Raw genomic sequence first — 23,895 nt, 5'->3', positions numbered from 1 at the left:
AGAATAGTATACCAATGAAAGGTATAATTTTTCGGCTATACCATTTCATGTGATTGAAAATGTAAATCATATTTGTTTTTATATTGTAACCAACAACCAACAACCAACAACCAACAACTTTATTACTATTCCACTTGCAAATCCACAAAAGAAAAACTATTTCCACTGAACAAACCTTTATCAGAAAGTTTTAAATCTGGAATAACTAATAAAGCCATAAAAGAAAGCGTCATAAAAGGAGCATGCAAGGTGCTACCATATGATTTGGCTTTTGCATCAATTTCTTGGTATAATTTACCTGTTTCCCAACCGTCTTTGGCACTCATAATACCTGCAACAGGTAAAGACAATACCTTTTTTTCAGCACCATTTACGGCACAAACACCTCCTTTATTTTCGATCAAGAGGTTAACAGCGCTACAAATTTCTTCGTCAGAAGTACCTACGACAACAATATTGTGGCAATCGTGTGCAACCGAACTCGCTATAGCTCCTTCTTTTAAACCGAAATTTTTAATGAAAGCTACTGCTATTGGAGCATTTTCGTACCGATTTACTACTGCCATTTTTAAAATGTCATTCTTTGTATCTGAAACTAATTTTCCATCTTTTAAAAAAGCGTTATGATGGAGTTCATTTGTGATTAATTGGCCTTCTAGAGCTTCAATCACGCGAATGGTTTTGGCTGAACTCTTCATTTCAAAATCTTCTGGCTTTTTAAAAGAAGTGCTAAAATTATTAGGTGTTTCAAAATCAATATCTGCTATTTTAGAAGTGCCATTTTCGGCCACTAGTTCACCATTAATGTAGGTTTGTAATACTTGAAAATCAACCAAATCTTCCACTACAATAAAGTCAGCAAAATCACCTTCTCGTAAAATACCTACATTCATTTTGTAATGATGCACCGGGTTGATACAAGCAGCTTGCAATACTTTAAAAAGATCAATTCCTTTTTTTACAGCTCTAGCACATAATGCGTTAATATGACTGACAATTAAATCATCTGGATGCTTATCATCGGAACAAAACATCATGTTTTCATAATGCTCTGGCAATAAATCGATCAATGCTTCGAAATTCTTAGCTGCACTTCCTTCCCGAATAATTACTTTCATGCCGAGTGCTAATTTTTCACTAGCTTCTTCATAAGTAAAACATTCATGATCTGTTGTAATTCCAGCAGCAATATATTTTTGTAACGGTTCCCCTCGTAAGCCAGGAGCATGACCGTCTATTGGTTTGTTAAAGTGTTTAGCCCATTCCATTTTTTTTAAAACTTCGGCATCATCAAATAAAACACCAGGGTAATTCATCATTTCTGCTAAATAATGAATGTCGGGTGAAGCTAATAATTCTTTGATATCATTTGCATCAATAACAGCACCAGCAGTTTCAAAAAAGGTGGCTGGTACACAAGAGGGTGCTCCAAAATGAAATTTTAAAGGTACTTTCTTACTGTTTTCAATCATATAATAAACGCCTTCTTTTCCCAATACATTCGCAATTTCATGTGGGTCAGAAATGGTACCAATAGTACCATGTAGTACAGCAATTTTAGCAAATTCTGAAGGAACTAACATCGAACTTTCAATATGAATATGAGCATCGATAAAACCTGGAAGGATGTAGTTTTTTACTTGATGTTCTTTGGGTACAATGGATGTAATGTTTCCATTTTCAACGGTAATTTCTCCTGAAAATATTTTTTTGTTTGCGATATCTACAATTTGTCCTTGAATTTGCATGCTTTAGTTTTGAAAGTAATGAGTTCAAAATTAACTAAATTTTATTGGTATTAAAATAAGCCAACATCAATTTTAATAGTAAATTTGTTTTTCAATTGTATAAGCCAAAAAGAAAACTCAAATTTCTAAAATTAACAAACATGCGTTGGAACTTAAAATCAAAGCCAAATAAAGAAAAAGTACAAGCCTTACAAGAAGTTCTTCAGGTAGACGAAATCATTGCTACATTATTAGTTCAACGAGGCATTGAAACGTTTGAACAAGCTAAATCTTTTTTCCGTCCCACTTTAAATGACCTTCACGATCCGTATTTAATGAAAGATATGGATAAAGCAGTGGCTCGTATTGAAACTGCTATCGCAAATCAAGAAAATATTTTAGTTTTTGGAGATTATGATGTTGACGGAACAACGGCCGTTTCCTTGGTTTCAAGTTATTTAAAAACCGATTATTCCAATGTAGCGACTTATATTCCAGATCGTTATTTAGAAGGATATGGTGTATCATTTCAAGGAATTGATTTTGCAGAAGACAATGGGTTTACACTAATTATAGCTTTAGATTGTGGGATTAAATCAGTTGATCATGTGGCTTATGCAAAAGAAAAAGGAATTGATTTTATTATTTGTGATCACCATCGACCTGGAGCCATTTTGCCAGATGCCGTTGCTGTTTTAGATCCCAAAAGAGAAGATTGTACGTATCCTTATGATGAATTGTGCGGTTGTGGAGTAGGTTTTAAATTGATACAAGCTTTAGGGAGAAATAAGGGGCAAACGATTCAGGACTTAGTACCGTATTTGGATTTAGTGGCTACAGCTATTGCGGCAGATATCGTCCCCATGACTGGTGAAAATAGGGTTTTGGCTAAATTTGGTTTGGAAGTTATCAATTCGAATCCAAGACCCGGAATTAAAGCTTTGGTTCAAAATGTGAAAAAGAAGACTTTAACTATTACCGATGTAGTTTTCATAGTGGCGCCAAGAATTAATGCAGCGGGAAGAATAAAGCATGGCGATTATGCGGTTCAGTTGTTAACCGAGTTCGATTTAAAACAAGCCGAAACCTTTGCTCAAGAAATTGAAGAAAACAATGCAGAACGTAGAGGTTTAGACAAACAAATAACCAAAGAAGCCCTTCATCAAATTAAAGAAAACAAAGAAGAGACTCGATTTACAACAGTAGTGTATAATGAGGATTGGCATAAAGGGGTTATAGGAATAGTAGCATCTCGTTTGACAGAGACCTATTATAGACCAACATTAGTGTTTACCAAAAGTGGTGATAAGTTAGCCGCTTCTGCACGATCAGTTCAAGATTTTGATGTGTATCAGGCTTTGGAAGCATGTTCGCATCATTTAGAACAGTTTGGAGGGCATATGTATGCTGCAGGAATGACATTAAAAGAAGAAAAGTATTCGGTTTTTAAACAAGCCTTTGAAGATGTGGTAAAAGACACCATTAATCCCGAACTATTAATTCCTGAAATTACAATAGATATGGAAATTGATTTTTCGGATATTACACCAAAATTAATTCGAATTTTAAAAGAGTTTGAACCTTTTGGTCCCCAAAATATGCATCCTGTTTTTATGAGTACTTCAGTTTTTGATACCGGTTTTGCCAAAACATTAGGTAGTGAAGGTGAACATTTAAAACTGTATGTAAAGCAATTTGAAACCTCGCAGGAAGCAGGGATTGGTGCCATTGGTTTTGGATTAGGAAAATATTTGCCTTTGGTACAAAGTAAAAAAGAATTTCAAATGGCGTATGTAGTTGATGAAAATGAATGGAATAATCAAGTGAGTTTGCAATTGAATGTTAGAGCAATAAAAGAGAAAAATGGCTAAAAAAGACCCTTACGCAGCCTTGCGTTTTAAAGAATTTCGTTTTTTCTTATTCATGCGTTTTGCTATGGTTTTTGCTTGGGCCATGCAGTTTGTAATTATTGAATGGGAAGTATATAGTATAACAAAAGACCCGTTGTCCTTAGGATTTATAGGTCTAATGGAAATTATTCCTGCAGTTGCAATGGCATTGTTCGCAGGACATATAGTAGATCAAAACGAGAAAAAATCATTGCTAGTAAAATGTTTATTAGGTTTTTCTACAGTAAGTTTAGGGCTTTTTTTGATTACGATTCCTAGTATTCAAAAAGCATTGTCGGTTTCAAATGTATTGCTTATCATTTATGCATTGGTTTTTTTGGGAGGTTTGGTTAGAGCCTTTATAGGTCCTACAGTTTTTTCATTGTTATCCTTAATAGTTCCCAAAAAAACATATCCAAATGCTGCCACTTGGAGTAGTTCTACTTGGCAAATGGGCGCAATGTTTGGACCAGCATTGGCAGGGGTCTCAATAAGTTTTATGGGAGTTCATTGGTCCATGTGTTTGGTTTTTGGTTTTACAGTTTTGGCATTATTGGGGTTAAGTCAAATTGAAAGAAAGCCCATTTTAAATCCTAAAATTGGAGAGCCAGTCTTTCAAAGTTTAAAAGAAGGAGTGCGTTTTGTGTTTAAAAACCATACTATTTTAGGAGCACTTTCTTTAGATATGTTTGCTGTTTTGTTTGGCGGTGCAGTTGCGTTATTACCTGTTTTTGCCCAAGATATTTTAAAGGTAGGTTCTCAAGGCTTTGGTATTTTAAGAGCTGCACCTGCTGTTGGGTCTATTGTAACCATGTTGGCTTCAGCTTATTTTTCATTAAATAAAAATGCCGGTAAAAAATTACTGATTGCGATATTTATTTTTGGAGGAAGTATTATCCTTTTTGGTTTGTCGGAAATTTTTTGGGTTTCAGTCTTTGCTTTGTTCTTAAGTGGAGTTGCGGATGGGGTTTCGGTTGTTATTCGAAGTACTATTTTACAATTGCATACACCAGATCATATGAGAGGTAGAGTGTCTTCTGTAAATTCAATTTTTGTTGGTTCTTCTAACGAATTAGGTGCTTTTGAAAGTGGAGTAACGGCTAAATTAATGGGTGCAGTGCGAGCAGTTGTTTTTGGTGGATGTATGACTATTGGAACTGTTTTGGTAACTGCTTATGTGTCACCGAAATTTAGAAATTTGGATTTAGAGAAAGAGATAGAGGACTTGGAAAAAGAATCTTAATTTTTAAAATCTTTTAATTCGAAATGTTCTCCGTCAAAAACACCATAAGTAAAATAACCAATCCAATCTCCAAGATTAATATACTTTGAGTTTTCATTTAGGTCGATAATCATGGGTAAATGACGATGTCCAAAAACAAAATAATGGTAGTTTTTTGTTTCCAATTTTCGTTTGGCATATTGAACAAGCCATTCGTTTTCCTCTCCTAAAAATTTAACATCTTCTGCTCCAGAAATCAATTTGTTTTTAACAGATAAATATTGCGCTAAACGAACTCCAATATCGGGATGTAACCATCTAAAAAGCCATTTTGAAAAAGAGTTGGTAAACACTTTTTTCATTCTTTTATAGCCTTTGTCACCAGGTCCTTTTCCGTCTCCATGACCTATTAAAAAAGTTTTTTCATTAAATGTAAATTCTTGATTGTCATGATAAACAGGAATATTTAATTCTTTTTCAAAATAATCATGCATCCATAAATCATGATTTCCAACAAAAAAATAAATTGGTATTCCTGAATCCCTTATTTCAGCTAGTTTGCCTAAAACCCGAACAAAACCTTTTGGAACAACAGTTTTGTATTCAAACCAAAAATCAAACAAATCACCTAATAAAAAAATAGCGGTTGCATCTTGTTTTACATAATCTAACCATGCTACAAATTTCTGTTCTCTTGGGAAACTTTTTTCAGGAGTAGGAGCACCTAAATGTTGATCGGAAGCAAAATAGATTTTCAATTTAAACTTATTTTTTAATGATTTGATTTTGAAAAGCAAAAATAGATAAAAAAAAGGAGATTAGTTAATTGTTAATAAATGTATTTTAACGATGAAAAAATACATTTTACCGATAGATGTTTATTAACATTATTTAATTGTTAACTTTGAAATATTAATCAAATTTTAACTAAAACATTATAGAATGAAAAAATTACTACTTTTTTTCATGTCAATTTTAACTTTTGCATCCTTTGGACAAATGTCTGAAGGATTTGAAGGTACTTCTGTGCCAGTAGCAGGTCCTAGTCCAAGTGTTTGGGCATTGGGTTCTGGTAACTGGGCAGTATTTGACAATGGAATTGGAACCGCACAGCGTTGGGGTGTTTCCCCTGCAGGTCAACAGTATGCAGGTTCCAGAGCTGCCTATCTAAACAGAGAAAATGTTGTAGATGGTACACTTGCTGAAGATTGGTTGGTTACAGATTTTGTAACCGTTCCAGCTAACGGGCAAATTAGATTTTATACTAAACTAACTCAAGCAGGTATTCAAGGAAGTACTTTTTCGGTTAGAATAAACCCTTCTAATGGAACTCAAACTACTGCAGCAAATTATACGACTATTCAAACATGGGATGAATCTACATTAATGAATGGAACTACAGTTGCTGAGCAGACTACTTATATACAGAAAGTAGTTGATATACCATTGGCTACTTATCCGGTTGGTTCTCAAATTTATGTTGCTTTTGTAATGATAAATGACAATGGTGATAGATGGTTTATTGATAATGTGAATATTGATTCTAAATGTTTAGATAATACAAATTTATCTGCAACCCCATTATCTACTTCAGCTAATTTGAATTGGACTAGTCCAAGTACCGCAACGCAATGGGAAATAGAATATGGACCAAATGGTTTTACTCAAGGCACAGGAACTACTGTAGCTGTAAATTCAGGGCCTCCTTATAACCTTACTGGATTATCACCTTTAACTACTTATTGTTTTTATGTAAGATCATTATGTTCAAGCGACAATGTGAGCGGTTGGTCTGGACCACAATGTTTTACTACATCGGCATTACCACCAGGTTGTGGAGGTAACTATATAGATGAAGGTGGTGTTTCTGCTAATTATCCCAATAATTCAGATTATATAATTACATTATGTCCAGATAATCCAGGTGATTTTGTAACAGTTGTTTTTACCAGTTTTAATACAGAGGCTAATTGGGATGCATTATATGTTTATGATGGACCTAGTATTACTTCGCCACAAATAGCAAGTACTAATGGACCAGGGAATGTTCCTGGTGGTCTTCCTGGTGGTTTTTGGGGTACAACTATACCAGGACCTTTTGAGGCTACAAACGCGCAAGGATGTTTAACTTTCCGATTTAGAAGTGATACTTCTGTAACTAATCCAGGTTGGACAGCAAATGTTATATGTCAACCTTTTCCAACATGTCCTAAACCTATAGAGGTAACCTATACATCTTTAACTCCAGACAGTGGTACTATTACTTGGAATCATAATATTGGTGCACCAGAATGGGATATTTATATTGTGCCTGCACCTGCAACACCACCTACAGCTGGAACTACTCCAACAAATCAAGGTATTACATCTGCAGGACCACCATATTCTTACTTAGCTACAGGTTTACAATCTTATACTGATTATGTAGTATATGTGCGTGCAAGATGTTCGGCTTCAGATATAAGTGACTGGTCAGTAGGAACAACATTTACAACTGCACCAGATTATTGTGCTGGTGATCATTTTTATGATACAGGAGGATTAAACGGAACTTATGCCGCTAATGAAAATATTATAACAACGATTTGTCCAGATGTACCTGGAAATACAGTTGCTGCATTTTTTAATTCATTTAATTTAGATACTAATGATGTCCTAACTGTTTATAATGGTAGTACAACAGCTGCCCCAGTTTTAGGAACATATACAGGTACAAATCTACCTCCAATTTTAGTTTCAACAGCAGCAAATGGTTGTTTAACGTTTCAATTTGTATCTAATGGATTTACACAAACAGCAGGATGGGACGCATCAATTCAATGTATAGTGCCTCCAACCTGTCCTAATCCAACTAATTTAACTGTAGGTTTAATTTCAGATACAGGGGCAACTCTCTCTTGGAATGAGGCAGGTTCTGCAACTACTTGGCAAATTGTTGTTCAACCAGTAATTTTAGGATATCCAACAGGTGCTTCTACAATTATAAATGCTCCCACAATGCCATTTACGGTTAGTGGACTAGACCCTAATACGGCTTATGAATTTTATGTTAGAGCAGATTGTGGAGGTGGAGATTATAGTTTTTGGTCAGGACCAGCAAGTTTTACAACATTATTTCCAGGTTGTGGTGGATCAGTACCTGCGGGTGATGATGTGCCTCAAGCTGCACCTGTTTGTAATTTAAATGGTTATTGCGGAAATACTTCAGCAGCATACACCGATGAAAATAACTGGCCAGAATTAAACACGGCTTTCTGTGGTTCTATTGAAAATAATTCTTTTTTAATTTTCCAAGCTACATCTACTTCAATTTCTATGGATGTATTAGTAGGAAATTGTTTTAATGGAAGTGATATCCAATTTATGATTTTTAGTGCTGCAACCCCAGGTTCAGGCCCATTAAATGTTATTGGATGTTTCTTTCAAATGACTGTAGGTACAAATTCTTTAACATTTAATGGTTTAGTGCCAGGTCAAACATATTATTTAATGATTGACGGTTTTGCAGGAGCAGTTTGTGATTACTCGGTTACTGTAACTTCTGGTGGATCTACAACAACAGACGTTCAAATCACCCAGGCTAACACGACAATTTGTGTTGATGAGACTTTAACACTTGATGTTACAGGTGGTAATGGAGTATATAACTGGACTCCAAGTGTTGGATTAAATGCAACAACAGGTAATACAGTGGTATTCACACCTCCAGCTCCAGGGACATATACAATTAATGTCGAATCAACAGATACGAATGCACTTTGTGCTACTGCAGATTTTATTGAAGTAACCGTATTAGAAAAAACAATACCTTCATTTACTGTTCCTGGACCATTTTGTCAAGGAGATACGCCTGTAGTTTTATCTAATACTTCTAATAATGGCGTACAAGGAATATGGACACCTTCTGCAACTATTGACACAGCTACTTCAGGAATAACTCAATATACTTTTACCCCTGATGCATCTTTTCAATGTGCAGAAGTTATAACGATAGATGTCGAAGTTACTGCAGCATGTACATTCAACTCTATTGCTACTGCAGTACATATAGAAAGCTGTGAAACTACTCCAGGAGGTGAATTTTTTAATATTACTGGCTCAGGTACAACAAGTATTGGCCCACTTACAAATGTTTTTCCAAATAACGATTATGGTACATTTGTTCAAGGTTCAGGTAATTTATTCTTTAATGGAGCGGAGTTAAAATCTTTTAAAACTACAGCTTCTAATGTATGTGGTGCGAATCTCTATTATTCAATTTATCCGGTTGGTGGAACACCTTCTTATACACAAGTGCCAATGACACTTTATGATAGTTGTGTAACTGGGAATTTTCCAACTGGTGGTACATGTAATGATGGTGACCAAAAATGGAGAGTTGATTCAAATATTTTAAACATTAATTTAGCAGCTAATGCTCCTGGCGATTACATAATTGACGTTTATTTTGATTTAGTTGGAGATAATGATAGTACAACTGATTGTGATGACACTATAATCATTAATAATGCAGGAAATAATTTCAAAGCAAGTTTTACTATTCAAAATACACCAACATTTACATTCACTAATGAAGAATGTGGTAGTTCTAATGCATCTATAACTGTTTCTGGTTTTAATGCTGGTGATGTTTATAGCGTGACTTATAATGATGATTCAATAGCTGTAGGGCCAACAAACTTTACAGCAAATTCTAATGGAGAAATAATAATTACAGGATTAAATGCTGGAACGTATGATAATTTTAATTTTGAGATTAATGGATGTGTGATTTCTGATATGACAACAATAGTTATTACAGATTTTTCTCCTTCAATAACCCAAATAACAAACAATTCTGAAATTTGTTTCGGTGAAAATGCTGTGTTTACTGTTACTGGTACTCCAAATTTTCAAGTACAATACAGTATAAATGGTATGCCTCAAGCACCATTAAGTTTAGATAATACTGGAATTGGAACAATTACTGTAACTAATCCTGTAGTGGGTAATGTTAATCTAGCTTTAATAGACATACATAATGCAGTATGTAATATACCATTAACAAATACTGATATAGTGGTTGTGAATCCATTACCTACAATTACAAGTTTTGTTGCAGCTGATAATATTGTTTGTATTGGAAGTGATGCTCAATTTATAATAAATGGAACTCCAAATGCAACTGTAAATTATACTATTAATGGTAATAATAATCCTCCTTTAGTATTAGATGCAATGGGTACTCATACTATTACTATTCCAGCTCCAACCAATAATATAGAAGTACAATTGTTAGATATTACCAATAATACTACCACTTGTTCAAGCACATTAAGTGGTGTAACGGCAAATGTGACAATTGTTACAGTTCCAGTACCAACTGCATCTGTCACTCAGCCTACTTGTGCTGTTCAAACAGGAGAAGTAGAAGTGACTTCACCGTTGATTAATCAGTTGAATTACCCAACTGACTTGTTTATCTCTGAAGTTACTGATGCTCAATCTGGTTCTTTAACTTATATAGAGATTTATAATGGAACAGGAGCAACTGTAGATTTAAGCAGTTATAAACTAAGGTTATATAATGGAGGAGGTTATCCAGGACCAGCTACCAACGAATATGTTTTGTCTGGAATGTTAAATAATGATGACGTAGTGATAGTTAAAATTGGAAGTTCAGCTAATGTAGCTGGTATAGTTCCTAATTTGTCATTTACAGGTTTCAATATAAATAATAATGATAATATTAGATTGACAGACTTAGCTAATGTGGATGTAGATGTTTGGGGTAATACAGATGGTACTATTTTGCCTTATGGTGTAGGATATAATTATAGAAGAATAGCCTCAGGAACTATTTTACCTTCTACAACTTTTGATCCAGCAGATTGGAATGCTACAGATTGGACTACAACTGTATTTGATTATTCAGATGTAGGTAATTATAGTTTATTTTTATCTAGTTATCAATTTACTTTAAGTGATGGTTTAAATCCTATAGTACAAACTAACCCTTTATTTACAAATGTTGCACCAGGTGCATATACTGTAGTTGCTTTTGATTCTGTTACAGGTTGTACTTCAGATCCATTAGGTGTTGTGGTAAATGCACCTGTATTTAGTGAGCCAGTTTTAAATTTTACTTATACAACTCCAGTTTGTGAAGACCATGTTAATTTGCTTCCTGATACTTCTGTTGCTGGATTTACAACTGGGGGTACTTTTACATCTAATACTACTGGTTTAGATATTGATATGAATACTGGAGAAATTAATGTTTTAAATAGTACATCAGGTAATTATACTATTACATATTCAGTTCTTGTGGATACATCTAATTGTATTAATGCAGGTACTGAAACATTCGATATTGTAATTAATTCAAGTACAGTTGCAACATTTAATGTAATCTCACTATGCGAGGGATCTACAGATAATGATCTGCCTAGTAATTCATTAGAAGGATATACAGGAACTTGGGATGCAGTAGATATAGACACATCAGCTTCAGGTAATTTTACTTACACTTTTACCCCAGATGCAGGGCAATGTGCTAGTACTGGAACTTTATCTGTTGTAATTGATCAAAAAGCAATACCTACTTTTAATCCTATAGCAGAATTATGTTCGGGTTCTTTATCCACAGAATTACCACTAACTTCAATAGAAGGTTTTACAGGAACATGGAATCCATCTACTATTAATACCTCTTTAGTTGGGAATTCAACTTATACTTTTACTCCTGATGTTGCCTTTTGTGCTGCTACAACCACAATTGATATATCTATAAAAGGATGTACCATTCCAAAAGGATTCTCTCCTAATGGTGATGGTAATAATGATACTTGGGATTTATCTGCTTTTAATGTTAAAAAAGTGGAAGTGTTTAATAGATACGGTCTTAAGGTTTACTCTAAAAATGATTATGTTGATGAATGGGGAGGTAAACAAGATAATGGTAATGTATTACCTTCTGGGACATATTATTTTAGCATAGAATTTTATGACAGAGAAAGCTCTACTGGTTGGGTATATATCAATAAAGGGGAATAAAAATATTGCAGCTTTCATTGATAAAATGAAAGCTGCTTAATCACAAAATATTAATAATGAAAAAACTAATATTAGTTGCTATAATTGCGTTTGGTTTTACAATTGATACTTTAGCGCAACAAGATCCGCACTATACTCAATATATGTATAATATGAGTGTAATAAACCCAGCTTATGCAGGGTCTAAAGAAACGCTTTCAATGGGGTTGTTGTATAGAAAACAATGGATTGAAATTGAAGATGCACCTACAACCGCAACACTTTTTGGACATTTACCAACAGGTAAAAATGTAGGACTTGGATTATCTGTAGTTTCAGATAAATTAGGTCCAGTAGAAGAAAACAATGTTTTTGGAGATTTTTCTTATACTTTAAATTTAGGGGATGCACATAAATTAGCTTTTGGTATTAAAGCGGGTTTGACTATGCAGAAAATCGGTTTGCTAAGCGATGTTGATCCGTCTCTCCAAGATAATTTTATAATTGACCCAGCTTTTGGTCAAAATGTGAGTAATACTTATTTTAACTTAGGTTCAGGAATGTTTTTCTATTCTGATAATTACTATGTTGCTTTTTCTGTTCCAAATTTTTTAAAGAAAACACATTTGACAGTTAATGATTCAGGTAATCAATATGAATTTGGTGCAGAGACGAGTCATTATTTCTTAACAGGAGGATATGTCTTTGATTTAAACGATAAAATAAAGTTTAAACCTTTCTTTATGTTAAAATCTGCGTTTGAAGTATCTCCTTCTTTAGACTTATCTGCAAATTTCTTATTCAATCAAAAATTTGAAATTGGAGCTACTTATAGAATAGATGATAGTTTCGGAGCTATGATTAATTATGCTATTTCACCTAGTTTAAGAGTGGGTTACGCTTACGATCATATTGTATCTGATTTAAAAGTTACTACTCCATCTTCTCATGAGATTATTTTGTTATTCGATTTGAATTTATCGAAAAAAGTGTCTCGTTCACCACGATATTTTTAATTTAAAAGCGATAAGAAATGAAGAAACTATATATAACCTTAAGTTTTGTAATCGCTAGTGGAATACTAAGTGCACAAAACGCAAAAACAAAAGATGCTGATAATTTATACAATCGATTTGAATATATAGATGCAGCTTCTGCCTATTTAAAATTAACAGAGAAAGGAGTTGAAGACAGTTATATTCAACAAAGATTAGCCGATAGTTATTATAATGTTTTTAATACATCTGAAGCCATAAAATGGTATGCAAAATTAATTGAAAATAGTCCTAAAGATGCTGAGGTATATTATAAATATGCTCAAATGCTTAAAGCTGAAGGAAATTATGATGCAGCCAATAGACAAATGCAGCAATTTGCACAATTAGAGCCAAAAGACGAAAGAGCCGTTGCTTTTAAAAATGACCCTGATTATTTAACGGAATTGAAATCAAAAAGACCACTGTTTGATATCAAACCTTCAAGTTTAAGTAGTACTAAATCCGATTTTGGAGGTGTTATAAACGATGATAATACAATCTATTTTACTAGCGCAAGAAATGAAGCGAGAAAAACCTATGGATGGAATGATCAGCCTTATTTAGATTTATATCAGGCAATTTACAACGAAGACGGTTCAACAAGCGAACCTACTCTTGTAGAAAGTGTAAATACGAAATGGCATGACGGTCCTGCTACTTTTACTACAGACGGGAATACGATGTATATAACTAGTGAAAGCTTTAATGAGAATAAATTTGAAAAATCAGAAGATAAAAAATCTAAAATGGGTAGAATGTATTTATACAAGGCTACTAAAAAAGATGGTAAATGGTCAAATTTAGAAGCATTACCTATTAATAATATCGAATATTCATTACGTAATCCAAGTATTAGTAGTGATGGAAAGACGCTGTATTTTTCTTCTGATATGCCTGGTGGATTTGGTGGTGAAGATATTTGGAAAGTGAGTGTAAATGGTGATGAATATGGTACACCTGAAAATTTAGGCGATAAAATAAATACTCCAGGCAATGAGAGTTTCCCTTTTATAACAAGTGAAAACATATTGTATTTTTCTTCTGATGCTCAACCCGGTTTTGGTGGTTTTGATGTATTTGAAGCGAATCTAAATACTAATACAGTTCCTGTTAATGTGGGAGAACCTGTAAATACCAATAAAGATGATTTTGGATTTAGTTACAATGCTTCTAAAAAAATGGCTATTTTTTCTAGTAATAGAGATGCAGGAATAGATAATTTATATATGGCTACTCCTGTATGTGGAGTAAATGCTGTTGTAATTGTAAAAAATGCGACTACAGGTAAAGTAATTGAAAGTGCGTCAATAAAGGTTTTAGATAACTCTAATTCTTTAGTAGCTAATAGTTTTAGCGATGGTACAGGAAGTCAAATTTTTGAGATTGAATGTAATAAAGAATATAGCTTTAAGGTATCAAAAGAAGGATTTGAAGATGGAATATTTACTATGCCTGCCTCACCAAATGGTGTTGTAACTGTTGATGCTAATTTAGAACCAATTAAACCAATTATTACAGAGAAAGAGGTTATTTTACAACCTATTTACTTTGAGTTCAACCAAAGTAACATAACAGCTCAAGGTGCAGAAGAACTAGATAAATTAGTAGTAGTAATGAATGAGCATCCAGAGATGGTTATTTTCGCAAAATCTCATACAGATAGTAGAGGTAAAGATAAATATAACTTAGATTTATCCGATCGTCGAGCTAAAGCAACTGTTCAATATATTATTTCTAAAGGAATTAGTAAAGATAGAATTTCAGGACAAGGATTCGGGGAGAGCGAACCTAAGGTAGTTTGTGATGAATGTACTGAGGAACAACATGCTGTAAACAGACGCTCAGAATTCTTAATTGTAAAAAAATAATGAATTAGTTAATTGCAATTTTTATAGTTAAATTTAGAAGCCCTTAAAGTTATTACTTTAAGGGCTTTGCTTTTCTCATTTGCTTTTATTCATTATCTGAAGCGTACCATTCTGCAAATGAAGTTTCCGTTTCTTGAAGACGTAACGAATGCAATTGAATCTCTTTAGGAAGACGGTCTTGTATTTTTTTAGCAAAATCAATCACCATATTCTCACTGGTAGGTTGATAATCCACTAAAATTACATGATGTCCTCTTTCACTTAATTCTTTTGCTAATTCAATATGTGGGGTATTTTTATTAAAGACAGTCGCATGATCAAATTGATCTACAATCTCTTCTTTTACAATTCTTTTTAAATCGGTAAAATCGATCACCATTCCATATTTTACATTAGAAATGTCTGTTATAGGTGTTCCAATAACAGTTACTGAAAGCTTATAACTATGTCCGTGTACATTTTTGCACTTGCCATCATAACCATATAAGGCATGACCTGTTTCAAATGAAAACTGTTTTGTAATTCTAATTTTACTCATTTTTTATAATCCTATATTTCTGCAAAGTTACTAAATTTTAATTCTTGTTTTTTGTTGCTTTTTTCGCATTATATTTGCTCACTTTTTTTGAATAACATTATGAGCGAATTTGTCTTAATTCCAAAATATGAGAAGGTTATCCAAGACCTATTAGAACAGCAATATAGCATTGTTGATGATTTTTTTTCAGTCGATGAAGTAGAAAATCTTAGGGATAGTCTATTGAAAAAATATGAGGAAGATGAATTTAAAAAAGCAGCTATTGGCAATCAGTTCAATGAACAAATTATCAAAACAATTCGTGGTGATTTTATTTCATGGATAGATGAATCACAAAAAAACGAAGCAGAAGCTGTTTTTTTCGATAAAATAGAACATTTTACAAATTATTTAAACCGTACTTGTTTTCTTGGAATTCAAGAACGAGAATTTCATTATGCTTTGTATCCAATTGGAACTTTCTATAAAAGACATTTAGATACGTTTCAAAATGATGATAGTCGAAAATTATCCATTGTTTGTTATCTCAATGAAGAAGACTGGACCGAAGATTTTGGAGGCGAATTAGCCATTTATAAAGAAAATGAAACCATTAATGTATTTCCACTAAAAGGAAGAATGGTTGTTTTTGAAAGCCAAATATTAGAACACGAGGTAAAACCGGTTCGTAGAGAAAGATTAAGTATTACGGGTTGGTTAAAAACTCGAAAATTATAATTTTTAGGAGCACTACATTGTTTTTCAGTAGACTATTGCTCCCGTTTTACGCGTTACAAGGTAACTTGCTACAACCGGGGCTATTTTACAACAATAGCCTTTGGATAGCTTAATGTAATTATACTTTATTTTTGTTTAAATTGTGCCAATGCCTTTTTAGAAAAATCGGAAAGTACTAAACGACCAGAAATAGCGGCTCTTTCATATAAAAGTGTGTCCCAGTGTTCCGTTCCTTCCCACAAAACCTTTTTCATTTCTAACAATGCATCTGGATTATAACTAGCTAATTGTTCTGAAAATTGTAATACCGTCGCATCTAATGTCTCCACAGATGAAAAAACTTGTGAAAATAATCCTTTTTCGTTTGCCCAAGCGGCACTTTTCCATTGGGTAGCTTCTAATGTCATAACTGCCATTGCGGTTTTACCTATTTTCTTTGTAACAGCTGGTTCAATAACAAATGGACCAATTCCTATAGCGAGTTCAGATAACTTTATGGCTGCATTTTCATGTGCTAGCACATAATCACAAGCCGCTAACAAACCTACGCCACCACCAACTGCTTTTCCTTGTGCTCGACCAATAATTATCTTTGGACACTTTCTCATTGCATTAATAACATTGGCAAAGCCTGAAAAAAAATGATTGCCTTCTTCTAAATTGGATACTTGTAACAATTCATCAAATGAAGCTCCAGCACAAAAAGCACCTTCTCCTTCACTTTTTAGAATTATAACTGAAACAGTATTCAATTTTCCTATTCGTTGTATTTCTAATGTTAGCTTTTCCAGTTGAATACTTGGAAATGAATTTCCTGATGGATGAAAAAAGGAAATTGTAGCAATGTTATTATGAATATTTGTTCTAATAAAACTTTCCATATTATCTTTTTAAACTGAAATGCGATTTAAATTCTTTTATAGCTCCTTTGTCATTATATTCTAGCTTAAACCAATAATCAGTAGACGGAAGTAATTCACCATTATATGTTCCATTCCAACCTTCTCCATAGGGACTTATTTGTTTAATTAATTTGCCATATCGATCGAAGATATATAGTTTGGGTTCAAATGAAGAAGGTAAATTTTCAATATTCCAAGTATCATTATAACCATCTCCATTAGGGGTAAAAAAGGCAGGATAAGTAATGGCGTATAAGTCGCTTGAAGAAAGTATTCCACAACCTAAAATATCTCTTACATAAACCACATAATCTCCATTCGTCAAACTGGTAAAAATCGGACTAGATTGCCAAGTAATTTGGTCTAAACTGTATTCGTAGGTTCCATATCCTCCTGTTGCAAAAGTTTCAATAGTAGATAAACCTGAAGACAAGGTTGGATTAATTAAATTTGCTTCAAAATGCGCAGGTTCTGAGGAATAAGTTGCAACTATGCTGTCATAGTTGACACAACCTGTTGTATTGTCGGTAACTACTACTGAATATATTCCTTCTTGTGTTATTGTATATAAAGGGCTCTCATTTCCTAATGCATCTACATTTAAATTTGTTGGTGTCCATAGGTATGTATAATCTCCAGAACCTAAAGGTGTTGCATCGACTATTTGAGAGCCTAATCCACTAATAGGATCAACGCAAAGGGTAAAATCGATGCCTAAATTTAGTTCAGGAATGGCCAGAACATGAAGATTTAAATACGGACCTAAGCCAAAGCATTCATTATTTAAGCTACTGTCTATTCGTACCCATAAGGTTTGTGAATTTTGAATGGAGTTCCTGTAATTATTGATGTTTATAATCTGATTTTGTTCCGATAATGCATCTGTTTCATTTTCATAAAAAGTAACTATTAAATTCTGATTGGATGGAAATAAATTTTTAAAATGTAAAATTGCATCCCTATTTGGATTATTTGTGTCATTTAAATTAAAATAATCAAATCCATCATTGCTTGGGTTATTGTTATCGATAAAATCATCACATTCATATAAATCTAAAACGTCATTTTGTGTAAGTGTGGTTGCAGAAACAATCAAATGAATTTGAGCAATCCTTACACAGCCAGATGAATTTTCTACTCTTGCCCATACCATACTGCCATTTGCGGTTGTATAATTAATAGCATCAGGGACAAGATTGGTATTGTTTTGAGCTCCAGATGCAGACAAATGATAACTAAAGTTTAAAGTAGTATCATTTGATAATATAAAATTAGCCTCTGATAAGTTAAAACTTGTAATTGCATCATTATCTGTATCACATTGTTTTAATGTAACATTATTTGGAATAGCAGGTAAAGGATTCACTTTTAATTCCAATGAATTGATTGCTACACATTGAGTTAAACTGTTTCTAAGGCGTACAAAAATTGTTTTAGAATTAGAATAATAATTATTTGGTAGTGCATTAACCCCTAATTCTGCTTCATTTTGTAGTAAATGATAACTTAATACTATGTCTGTTTGACCTTGTAAAATTTGATTATTCTGAGTATTCAATATAAAGTTAGCAAAACCGTTTGAATCATCTCCATCATTGTTATTATCACAAATTTCATAAGGTGTAATTGAATTAATTTGAGGTAAAGAATGAATTGTAACTGATACTTTTGCTGAAACTGGTTCGCAAACACCATTAGGAACAATAGTATAAATATAATCCCCAGAAATATCATTAGCAGGATCTAATATGCCATTTGGTCTAAGATTACCGTTTAATGACCAAGTACCAGAGCTATCTGAGGTTCCTAAAAGTAAAAATAAATCTTCTGCAGGATCGGTAGGACAATATGATTTTGAATTATTATTTCCTGCGTCAGGAGCTGTTTCTATGGATACATCAATAGCTACACTTTCAATTGCTGTAAATCCATCACAAGTTATCCCATAGGTATAAGTGTAGGCACCTGAAAGATCTAGATTAGGGTCATAAATATTGTTTCCGCTTGCTAAGCTTGGATTCCATGTGCCACCAGGTAATGGGTTTCCTTCTATGGCTTCATATAAGTCGATTGTAGAATTTGAACATACGGTAATAAAGGTATCTCTAGGTTGGCTTCCAAACCCTGAATAATATCCACCATAACCTGCAGATTGTCCATCTGAACCGAATACTCCTACAGCTAATGCACCAGTTGATTCGACATTTATATCTCCACTTATTCCATCAATTCGATAAGTTTCCCATCCCGCATTTCCATTTACTGGTTGTGGGAGTGCTGTAGTCGAGTTTCCGTTAATAGTAATTGTTGAACCGGTTTCTGTTACTACGATTAAACCACTCTCAGTATATTGTTTGTTACCAATAAAATTATATTGGGGAATCATATTTACACTTTTTTGCCAATAACAACTTAGGGGTGGAATAAAATTTAAACCAGAAGTAGCGTCGTTTGTACTACCTGCTAAAATTTGATACAAATAAATGGGTTCTGTACTTTCTATGTACATATTATAATTTGTACCATTACCTTGATAATTGGAAGTTGGTATTGTAAAATATTCTCCAGCATTTAATGTGGTTATAGGAGTAGCATTTCCATTTACAAAAATTTGTGTATTATTTACAGTAGCAATAACAAGAGGTAACTCAGAGTTAGTGCTTCCATTTCCTTTTACAACTACATATTTTTGTCCAATATTATCAAAACCTACAATTTGATCTAAATTAAAATCTTGACCAGAAGCTCCGTTTCCAGGGTCAGGACCCGTTCCACCTGTTGCATTTCCCGTGTTGACTACTATAGGTTTGTCAGAAGTGATAAGAGCACCTATAAATCCCGTTAGATTCGCAACTATATTTGTATAACCAGACAATACTACAGATTGTCCCTTATTCAAATTGAATGTCTGCGAGCTTGCAGAAATAGTAGTATTTGAAGTAATAAATGTAACACCTGAATCATAATCTGAGACATTCACAGTAGTATTATCCTCAGTAGCCATAAAACTTGAAACAAAATTTCTAATTCCACTATTATATTGCTGAGGTAAACTACCTACTCTAAAAGTAGTGCCTAAAGCAGTCTTACCTTTTGGGACTAATATTTCAGCATGATTTTGTGATTGTACACGGAAGCTTACATAAAAGTCTTTGGCGGCTTCTAAAATTAAACCTTTATCGGTTTGAACTGTATTTATATCGTTCTGAGATAAAAACATTATAGATGGTTGTGTGTTGCCAATAGTTATTCTTATTGGATTGGATTGTGAAATAGTAAAAGGAGATCCCGCTATAGGAGTTCCATTTCCTAAAGTTATATTTACTTGGAAGGCAACAGTTTCTGGAGTTGATAAATAAATATAATGATCATTTACAGTTGAGTTATCTCTAGAATGCAAGGGAGGAATCCAATGTTTATTACTTAGTTGAGAATAACTAGTTAAGGTAAATAAAGTAAATGTTAAAATAGCTAGTAATTTTTTCATTTAGTTTGATGAAGAAGAATTAAAATTATGTAAATTTAAAAAGATTAATGGGTTTTATCTTATTTTTAAAAGTTAAAAAAAGGCTCGTAATTGTATATTTCCATTATGAATAACTTTACTTGTCTCTGATTTTCTCCCTTGATAGTTAATATTTATGTCTAAATATTTGGTAATGTTTTTTTGAAGTAGTAACCTCCACACACTATTTTTTCCTGCTTGTAACCCTTGCAACATTTGGAAAGCTACAGGAGACAATTGATTTCCATTAAAATCGTTATTGTAAAACGCATATTCTCCATTTATAGTAAATCCTTTTTCACTATTAAAGGAAAATGAAGTTCCCATTTTATTTTGACTTAAAGATTCTAAATCATTAATTGTGTTATTTTGATTTTGATGTTCAAAAAATAAATCCCAATTGGCATTTTTTGAAAATAAATAGGATAATTTCGGATTCAATGTGTAATTTTCAATTTCAAAGTTTCTGCTTATATAGTTTTCAGAGTTACTCTTTGTATTGCCAATGCTAGATTTAAATTGTATTAACCAATTTTTTGAAATTAAATGATCATATTGAAATTGGTGAGAAAAAAGACTATTACTATGGGTGCCTATATTTAATAAACTCTTAATTTTGCTATTCAAATAGGTATATATTATAGAATGTTTTTGTTTGCCACGATTGTAGAAAAGACTATTTCTAAAAGAATTGTTTAAACCAATGCTGTTTTCATTTTTTGAAAATGGATTCAAATCAAAATCAATATTGTTTCGTATATTTTTTCTTTCTATTAAGAATGAAGATTGATTATAGAAATAGGATAGTATTTTTTTTATGCCTATTTCATTTTGCCAAACTAAACCATTAAAATTTAATGATTGAGAAAATTTATTTTGATGGGTTCTAATAAAAATTTGATTTGGTAAAAATACTCGCACATATTTTGCTTGATCAGAAAATGTTGCTATTTCAAATTCTTGTAATTCTTGAATGCCATTGTTATTATAATCATTCCACATATAAATACCTTGACTAGGTTCAACTTCTAAATATGTAAATTCTTGTTGAGCGATTGTTCCAGAAGCTGTTTCGTAAGCTAATGAAGTTTGAAATAGATTTTTGTAAAAAGAAGTATTATACAAAATTCTCGAATTGAGTGAAGGTTCATTAGTTTTGTCTTCTGCATATTTTAAAACGCGATAGTTTGCAAAAAAACTCAAATTACTTTTTTCTGTCTTAATTAATTGTGACTTTACGTAATAAGAATCAGATTGGTTTACTCTTTTTATTTCACCATTTCTTAAACTATCATTTACTCGGTTGAAATATCCAATTTCTACATAAACCTTTGTAGAATCTCCTCTTCCCACAAAAGCCCCATACTCTATAAATTGCTGACTTAGATTGCTAAATTCATTAGTAGCTATAATTTTTTCTTTATTGTTCTCTAAACGTAAAGAAGTTCCTATCCAATTCTTATTAAAATGTTTTTTTATTTGTGAATAATTTCTAATAAAAGTAGAATTTGCAATACTGCTTTTACTATTTAGAGCACTAAAATTTGTACTTATAATTGTTTTTTTAAATTTCACAAGACCATCAAGTAAATGTCGGTTTCCTGAGAAATTTTGACTAAAATCGAGTTTTTCAAATTGATATTTTACTAAACCATTTTTTTTTAGACTCAAGTTTAGTCCTGATGTAAGCAAACTCTGATTTCCTAAAGGAGCATTTAAATTCCAATCTCTATTAAATTCAATATTAAATAATCGTTCAATTGTTTTAAAATCTTTATGGATTAATTGAAAATTAGTAAAACCATCTAAATTATACTTTCCAGTAAAAATTCTTTTGTTTAAATTAATTTTACCTGCAACTCCTTTATTATCATTGTCGTCTATACTTGAATAAAGATTTTTATCGTAATTGCTAACAGCAACTTCAAAATCTATATTTGTTTTTTCAGAAGGATTATAAGTACCAAGAATTGTTGCAATTTGAATTTTATTTGGTGCAACCAGTGGAATTATTGGTTCGTAATTGCCTTGTGGAATTCCAGCTATAGGCAAAACATATTCATATATTTTGCCTACAGTGTTATTGTTTGCTAAAATGTAGTTCCCAACATTTGATCCTACAAAGGTAAAACGCACATTGTACAATTCCTCATTCGGGTCATTTGAAAATTCAAACACTTCTGTACCAGCGATCATTGACTTGCGATAAAGAATTTTGTTCTCAGAATAAGTATCTTCGTATGCAGATGGCGCTATCATTAAATTTTGATTATCACCAGCATTTTTTAAAATAGTTACTTGGTCTTCTGATAAATTTTGTTGTAAAGGTTGATTTTTAATATCGTTTTCAGAATATATAAAACCACCAATTTTAAATGTTTCTTTTTCATGAGTTAATCCAGAATAAGCTACAAAACGAGTATAATTTCGATCAGAGAATTGATATTCAATTACAATGCGCATTTCAGAAGTAATTTGAAAAAGTGAGGTAAAAATAACTTCACCAGCGTTGTAATCTATAATATAATCTTTATTTTCTCCTCTTTCTAATAATATACCATTTACATATACACGCTCTGAACCAGAAATTACCAATACAAACAATTCTCCATTATTTCCTTTTAATTTATAAGGACCTTGATTACCTTCTTGGCCTGTAAAAGAACTTCTAGCATATTGTCCTCTAACTAAAGCCGCAGAGCCAAAAATGGTGGTTTTGTTTTCAGGAGTGCCTAAATGGAATTGAGTGGCTAAACCTTGTACTTTTTTATTGAAGTTTAAAAATTGAGATTGTCTGTTTTCTAAAAATAAATCACCTGCTTTAACACTCCATTGATTTGAAGCTAATTCAATAAATATTTGATCGAATTCATCTAGTTTTTGAGAATAGCCGCCCTCTTGAAGTGGAATGTTACTATCTTGAATAGAGGCTCTCAAAGTAACATCTTCGGATATTTTACCTGTTATTTGTAAATCTAAATTTGAATTTACTACTGTATTTTGATTATTACCTACAGTTATTCCTCTAGAAATGCTCCCCGATGTATTCAATCCATTAAAAGGTTGAAATTCTTGTTTTTTTTGATCTTTTAGGGTATAAAGTTCTCCAGCTTCGTTAGAAACCACCTTCGATTTATCATATATACTGTATTCTTTTGTTAAGAAATCTGGAAAGTTTAAATATTTAACAAGTAATGTATCTTGGTTGACTAAATTGTCTTTAAAAACAAGGCTTGCTCTTTGGAAATCAATATTATAAAATGTAGAATCAATTTTTTTTTGATTTTTATCTACTATTGAAAAAAATGCAGGATTAATACTCACTTTTTCTAAGTAGATTGTATCTTTAGAGATGATTATTTTTTTGGATTGAAGTAGGTTAGATGTTGTTCTTTCCTGAGCAAAAGCAACAGAAAAACCAAGAAAAAAAATCCATAAAAACCACTTTTTTAGCATAAATAGATAACTCCTATTTT

At 32.5% G+C, this 23,895-nt stretch carries 12 protein-coding genes; 6 read left to right on the top strand and 6 right to left on the bottom strand.

Features of this window, described 5'->3' with window-relative positions; genetic code table 11:
* Positions 1 to 125: 125 nt before the first annotated feature.
* Entirely contained in the window at positions 126 to 1,748 is a 1,623-nt protein-coding gene (ade, locus tag HALO113_RS09705; protein WP_159778836.1) for an adenine deaminase, read from the bottom strand.
* Positions 1,749 to 1,888: 140 nt separating this feature from the next.
* Between ade and recJ the strand changes: the two genes are divergently transcribed.
* The gene (gene recJ, locus HALO113_RS09700; protein WP_159778835.1) at positions 1,889 to 3,598 is read left to right on the top strand and encodes a single-stranded-DNA-specific exonuclease RecJ; all 1,710 of its coding nucleotides are present in this window, start codon (positions 1,889 to 1,891) and stop codon (positions 3,596 to 3,598) included.
* The gene (locus tag HALO113_RS09695; protein ID WP_159778834.1) at positions 3,591 to 4,859 is read left to right on the top strand and encodes an MFS transporter; all 1,269 of its coding nucleotides are present in this window, start codon (positions 3,591 to 3,593) and stop codon (positions 4,857 to 4,859) included. Before recJ ends, HALO113_RS09695 begins: the two co-directional genes overlap by 8 nt.
* Here the strand turns inward: HALO113_RS09695 and HALO113_RS09690 are convergent.
* The gene (locus tag HALO113_RS09690) at positions 4,856 to 5,596 is read right to left on the bottom strand and encodes a UDP-2,3-diacylglucosamine diphosphatase (RefSeq protein ID WP_159778833.1); all 741 of its coding nucleotides are present in this window, start codon (positions 5,594 to 5,596) and stop codon (positions 4,856 to 4,858) included. The two genes, HALO113_RS09695 and HALO113_RS09690, sit on opposite strands and share 4 nt — an antisense overlap.
* Before the next feature lie 184 nt (positions 5,597 to 5,780).
* Between HALO113_RS09690 and HALO113_RS09685 the strand changes: the two genes are divergently transcribed.
* From HALO113_RS09685 to HALO113_RS09675, 3 genes are read left to right on the top strand one after another with little or no spacing between them, the layout of a single operon-like run.
* Complete coding sequence (locus tag HALO113_RS09685) at positions 5,781 to 11,873, top strand: gliding motility-associated C-terminal domain-containing protein (RefSeq protein WP_159778832.1); 6,093 nt, start codon at positions 5,781 to 5,783, stop codon at positions 11,871 to 11,873.
* Positions 11,874 to 11,929: 56 nt separating this feature from the next.
* Entirely contained in the window at positions 11,930 to 12,868 is a 939-nt protein-coding gene (locus tag HALO113_RS09680; protein ID WP_159778831.1) for a type IX secretion system membrane protein PorP/SprF, read from the top strand.
* Between the two features lie 17 nt (positions 12,869 to 12,885).
* Complete coding sequence (locus HALO113_RS09675; protein ID WP_159778830.1) at positions 12,886 to 14,757, top strand: OmpA family protein; 1,872 nt, start codon at positions 12,886 to 12,888, stop codon at positions 14,755 to 14,757.
* A gap of 85 nt (positions 14,758 to 14,842) precedes the next feature.
* On the opposite strand, the gene HALO113_RS09670 is transcribed toward HALO113_RS09675, so the two are convergent.
* A complete protein-coding gene (locus HALO113_RS09670) occupies positions 14,843 to 15,295 on the bottom strand; it encodes a 6-carboxytetrahydropterin synthase (protein ID WP_159778829.1) in 453 nt (150 codons plus the stop codon).
* Between the two features lie 99 nt (positions 15,296 to 15,394).
* Here HALO113_RS09670 and HALO113_RS09665 point away from each other — a divergent pair, with 99 nt between their 5' ends.
* Positions 15,395 to 16,012, top strand: coding sequence for a 2OG-Fe(II) oxygenase (locus tag HALO113_RS09665; RefSeq protein WP_159778828.1), 618 nt, complete (start codon positions 15,395 to 15,397; stop codon positions 16,010 to 16,012).
* Between the two features lie 125 nt (positions 16,013 to 16,137).
* On the opposite strand, the gene HALO113_RS09660 is transcribed toward HALO113_RS09665, so the two are convergent.
* The 3 genes from HALO113_RS09660 to HALO113_RS09650 form a co-directional block, all read right to left on the bottom strand.
* Positions 16,138 to 16,893: an enoyl-CoA hydratase/isomerase family protein gene (locus HALO113_RS09660; protein ID WP_159778827.1), complete on the bottom strand. Its 756-nt coding sequence runs from the start codon at positions 16,891 to 16,893 to the stop codon at positions 16,138 to 16,140.
* Position 16,894: 1 nt separating this feature from the next.
* On the bottom strand, positions 16,895 to 20,401 hold the full coding sequence (locus tag HALO113_RS09655) for a T9SS type B sorting domain-containing protein (protein WP_159778826.1): 3,507 nt from the start codon (positions 20,399 to 20,401) through the stop codon (positions 16,895 to 16,897).
* A 72-nt stretch (positions 20,402 to 20,473) separates the two neighbouring features.
* Positions 20,474 to 23,875: a hypothetical protein gene (locus HALO113_RS09650; protein ID WP_159778825.1), complete on the bottom strand. Its 3,402-nt coding sequence runs from the start codon at positions 23,873 to 23,875 to the stop codon at positions 20,474 to 20,476.
* Between the last annotated feature and the right edge of the window lie 20 nt (positions 23,876 to 23,895).

Source organism: Flavobacterium sp. 9AF (assembly GCF_902506265.1).
Taxonomy (GTDB): Bacteria; Bacteroidota; Bacteroidia; order Flavobacteriales; family Flavobacteriaceae; genus Flavobacterium.
The sequence above is the reverse complement of the archived record's forward strand: the minus strand, read 5'-3'. Positions and strand labels throughout refer to the sequence as shown.

Coding starts and splice junctions, on each gene's coding strand:
- ade (WP_159778836.1), bottom strand. CDS start 1,748: ATGCAAATTCAAGGACAAATTGTAGATATCGCAAACAAAAAAATATTT.
- recJ (WP_159778835.1), top strand. CDS start 1,889: ATGCGTTGGAACTTAAAATCAAAGCCAAATAAAGAAAAAGTACAAGCC.
- HALO113_RS09695 (WP_159778834.1), top strand. CDS start 3,591: ATGGCTAAAAAAGACCCTTACGCAGCCTTGCGTTTTAAAGAATTTCGT.
- HALO113_RS09685 (WP_159778832.1), top strand. CDS start 5,781: ATGAAAAAATTACTACTTTTTTTCATGTCAATTTTAACTTTTGCATCC.
- HALO113_RS09680 (WP_159778831.1), top strand. CDS start 11,930: ATGAAAAAACTAATATTAGTTGCTATAATTGCGTTTGGTTTTACAATT.
- HALO113_RS09675 (WP_159778830.1), top strand. CDS start 12,886: ATGAAGAAACTATATATAACCTTAAGTTTTGTAATCGCTAGTGGAATA.
- HALO113_RS09670 (WP_159778829.1), bottom strand. CDS start 15,295: ATGAGTAAAATTAGAATTACAAAACAGTTTTCATTTGAAACAGGTCAT.
- HALO113_RS09665 (WP_159778828.1), top strand. CDS start 15,395: ATGAGCGAATTTGTCTTAATTCCAAAATATGAGAAGGTTATCCAAGAC.
- HALO113_RS09660 (WP_159778827.1), bottom strand. CDS start 16,893: ATGGAAAGTTTTATTAGAACAAATATTCATAATAACATTGCTACAATT.
- HALO113_RS09655 (WP_159778826.1), bottom strand. CDS start 20,401: ATGAAAAAATTACTAGCTATTTTAACATTTACTTTATTTACCTTAACT.
- HALO113_RS09650 (WP_159778825.1), bottom strand. CDS start 23,875: ATGCTAAAAAAGTGGTTTTTATGGATTTTTTTTCTTGGTTTTTCTGTT.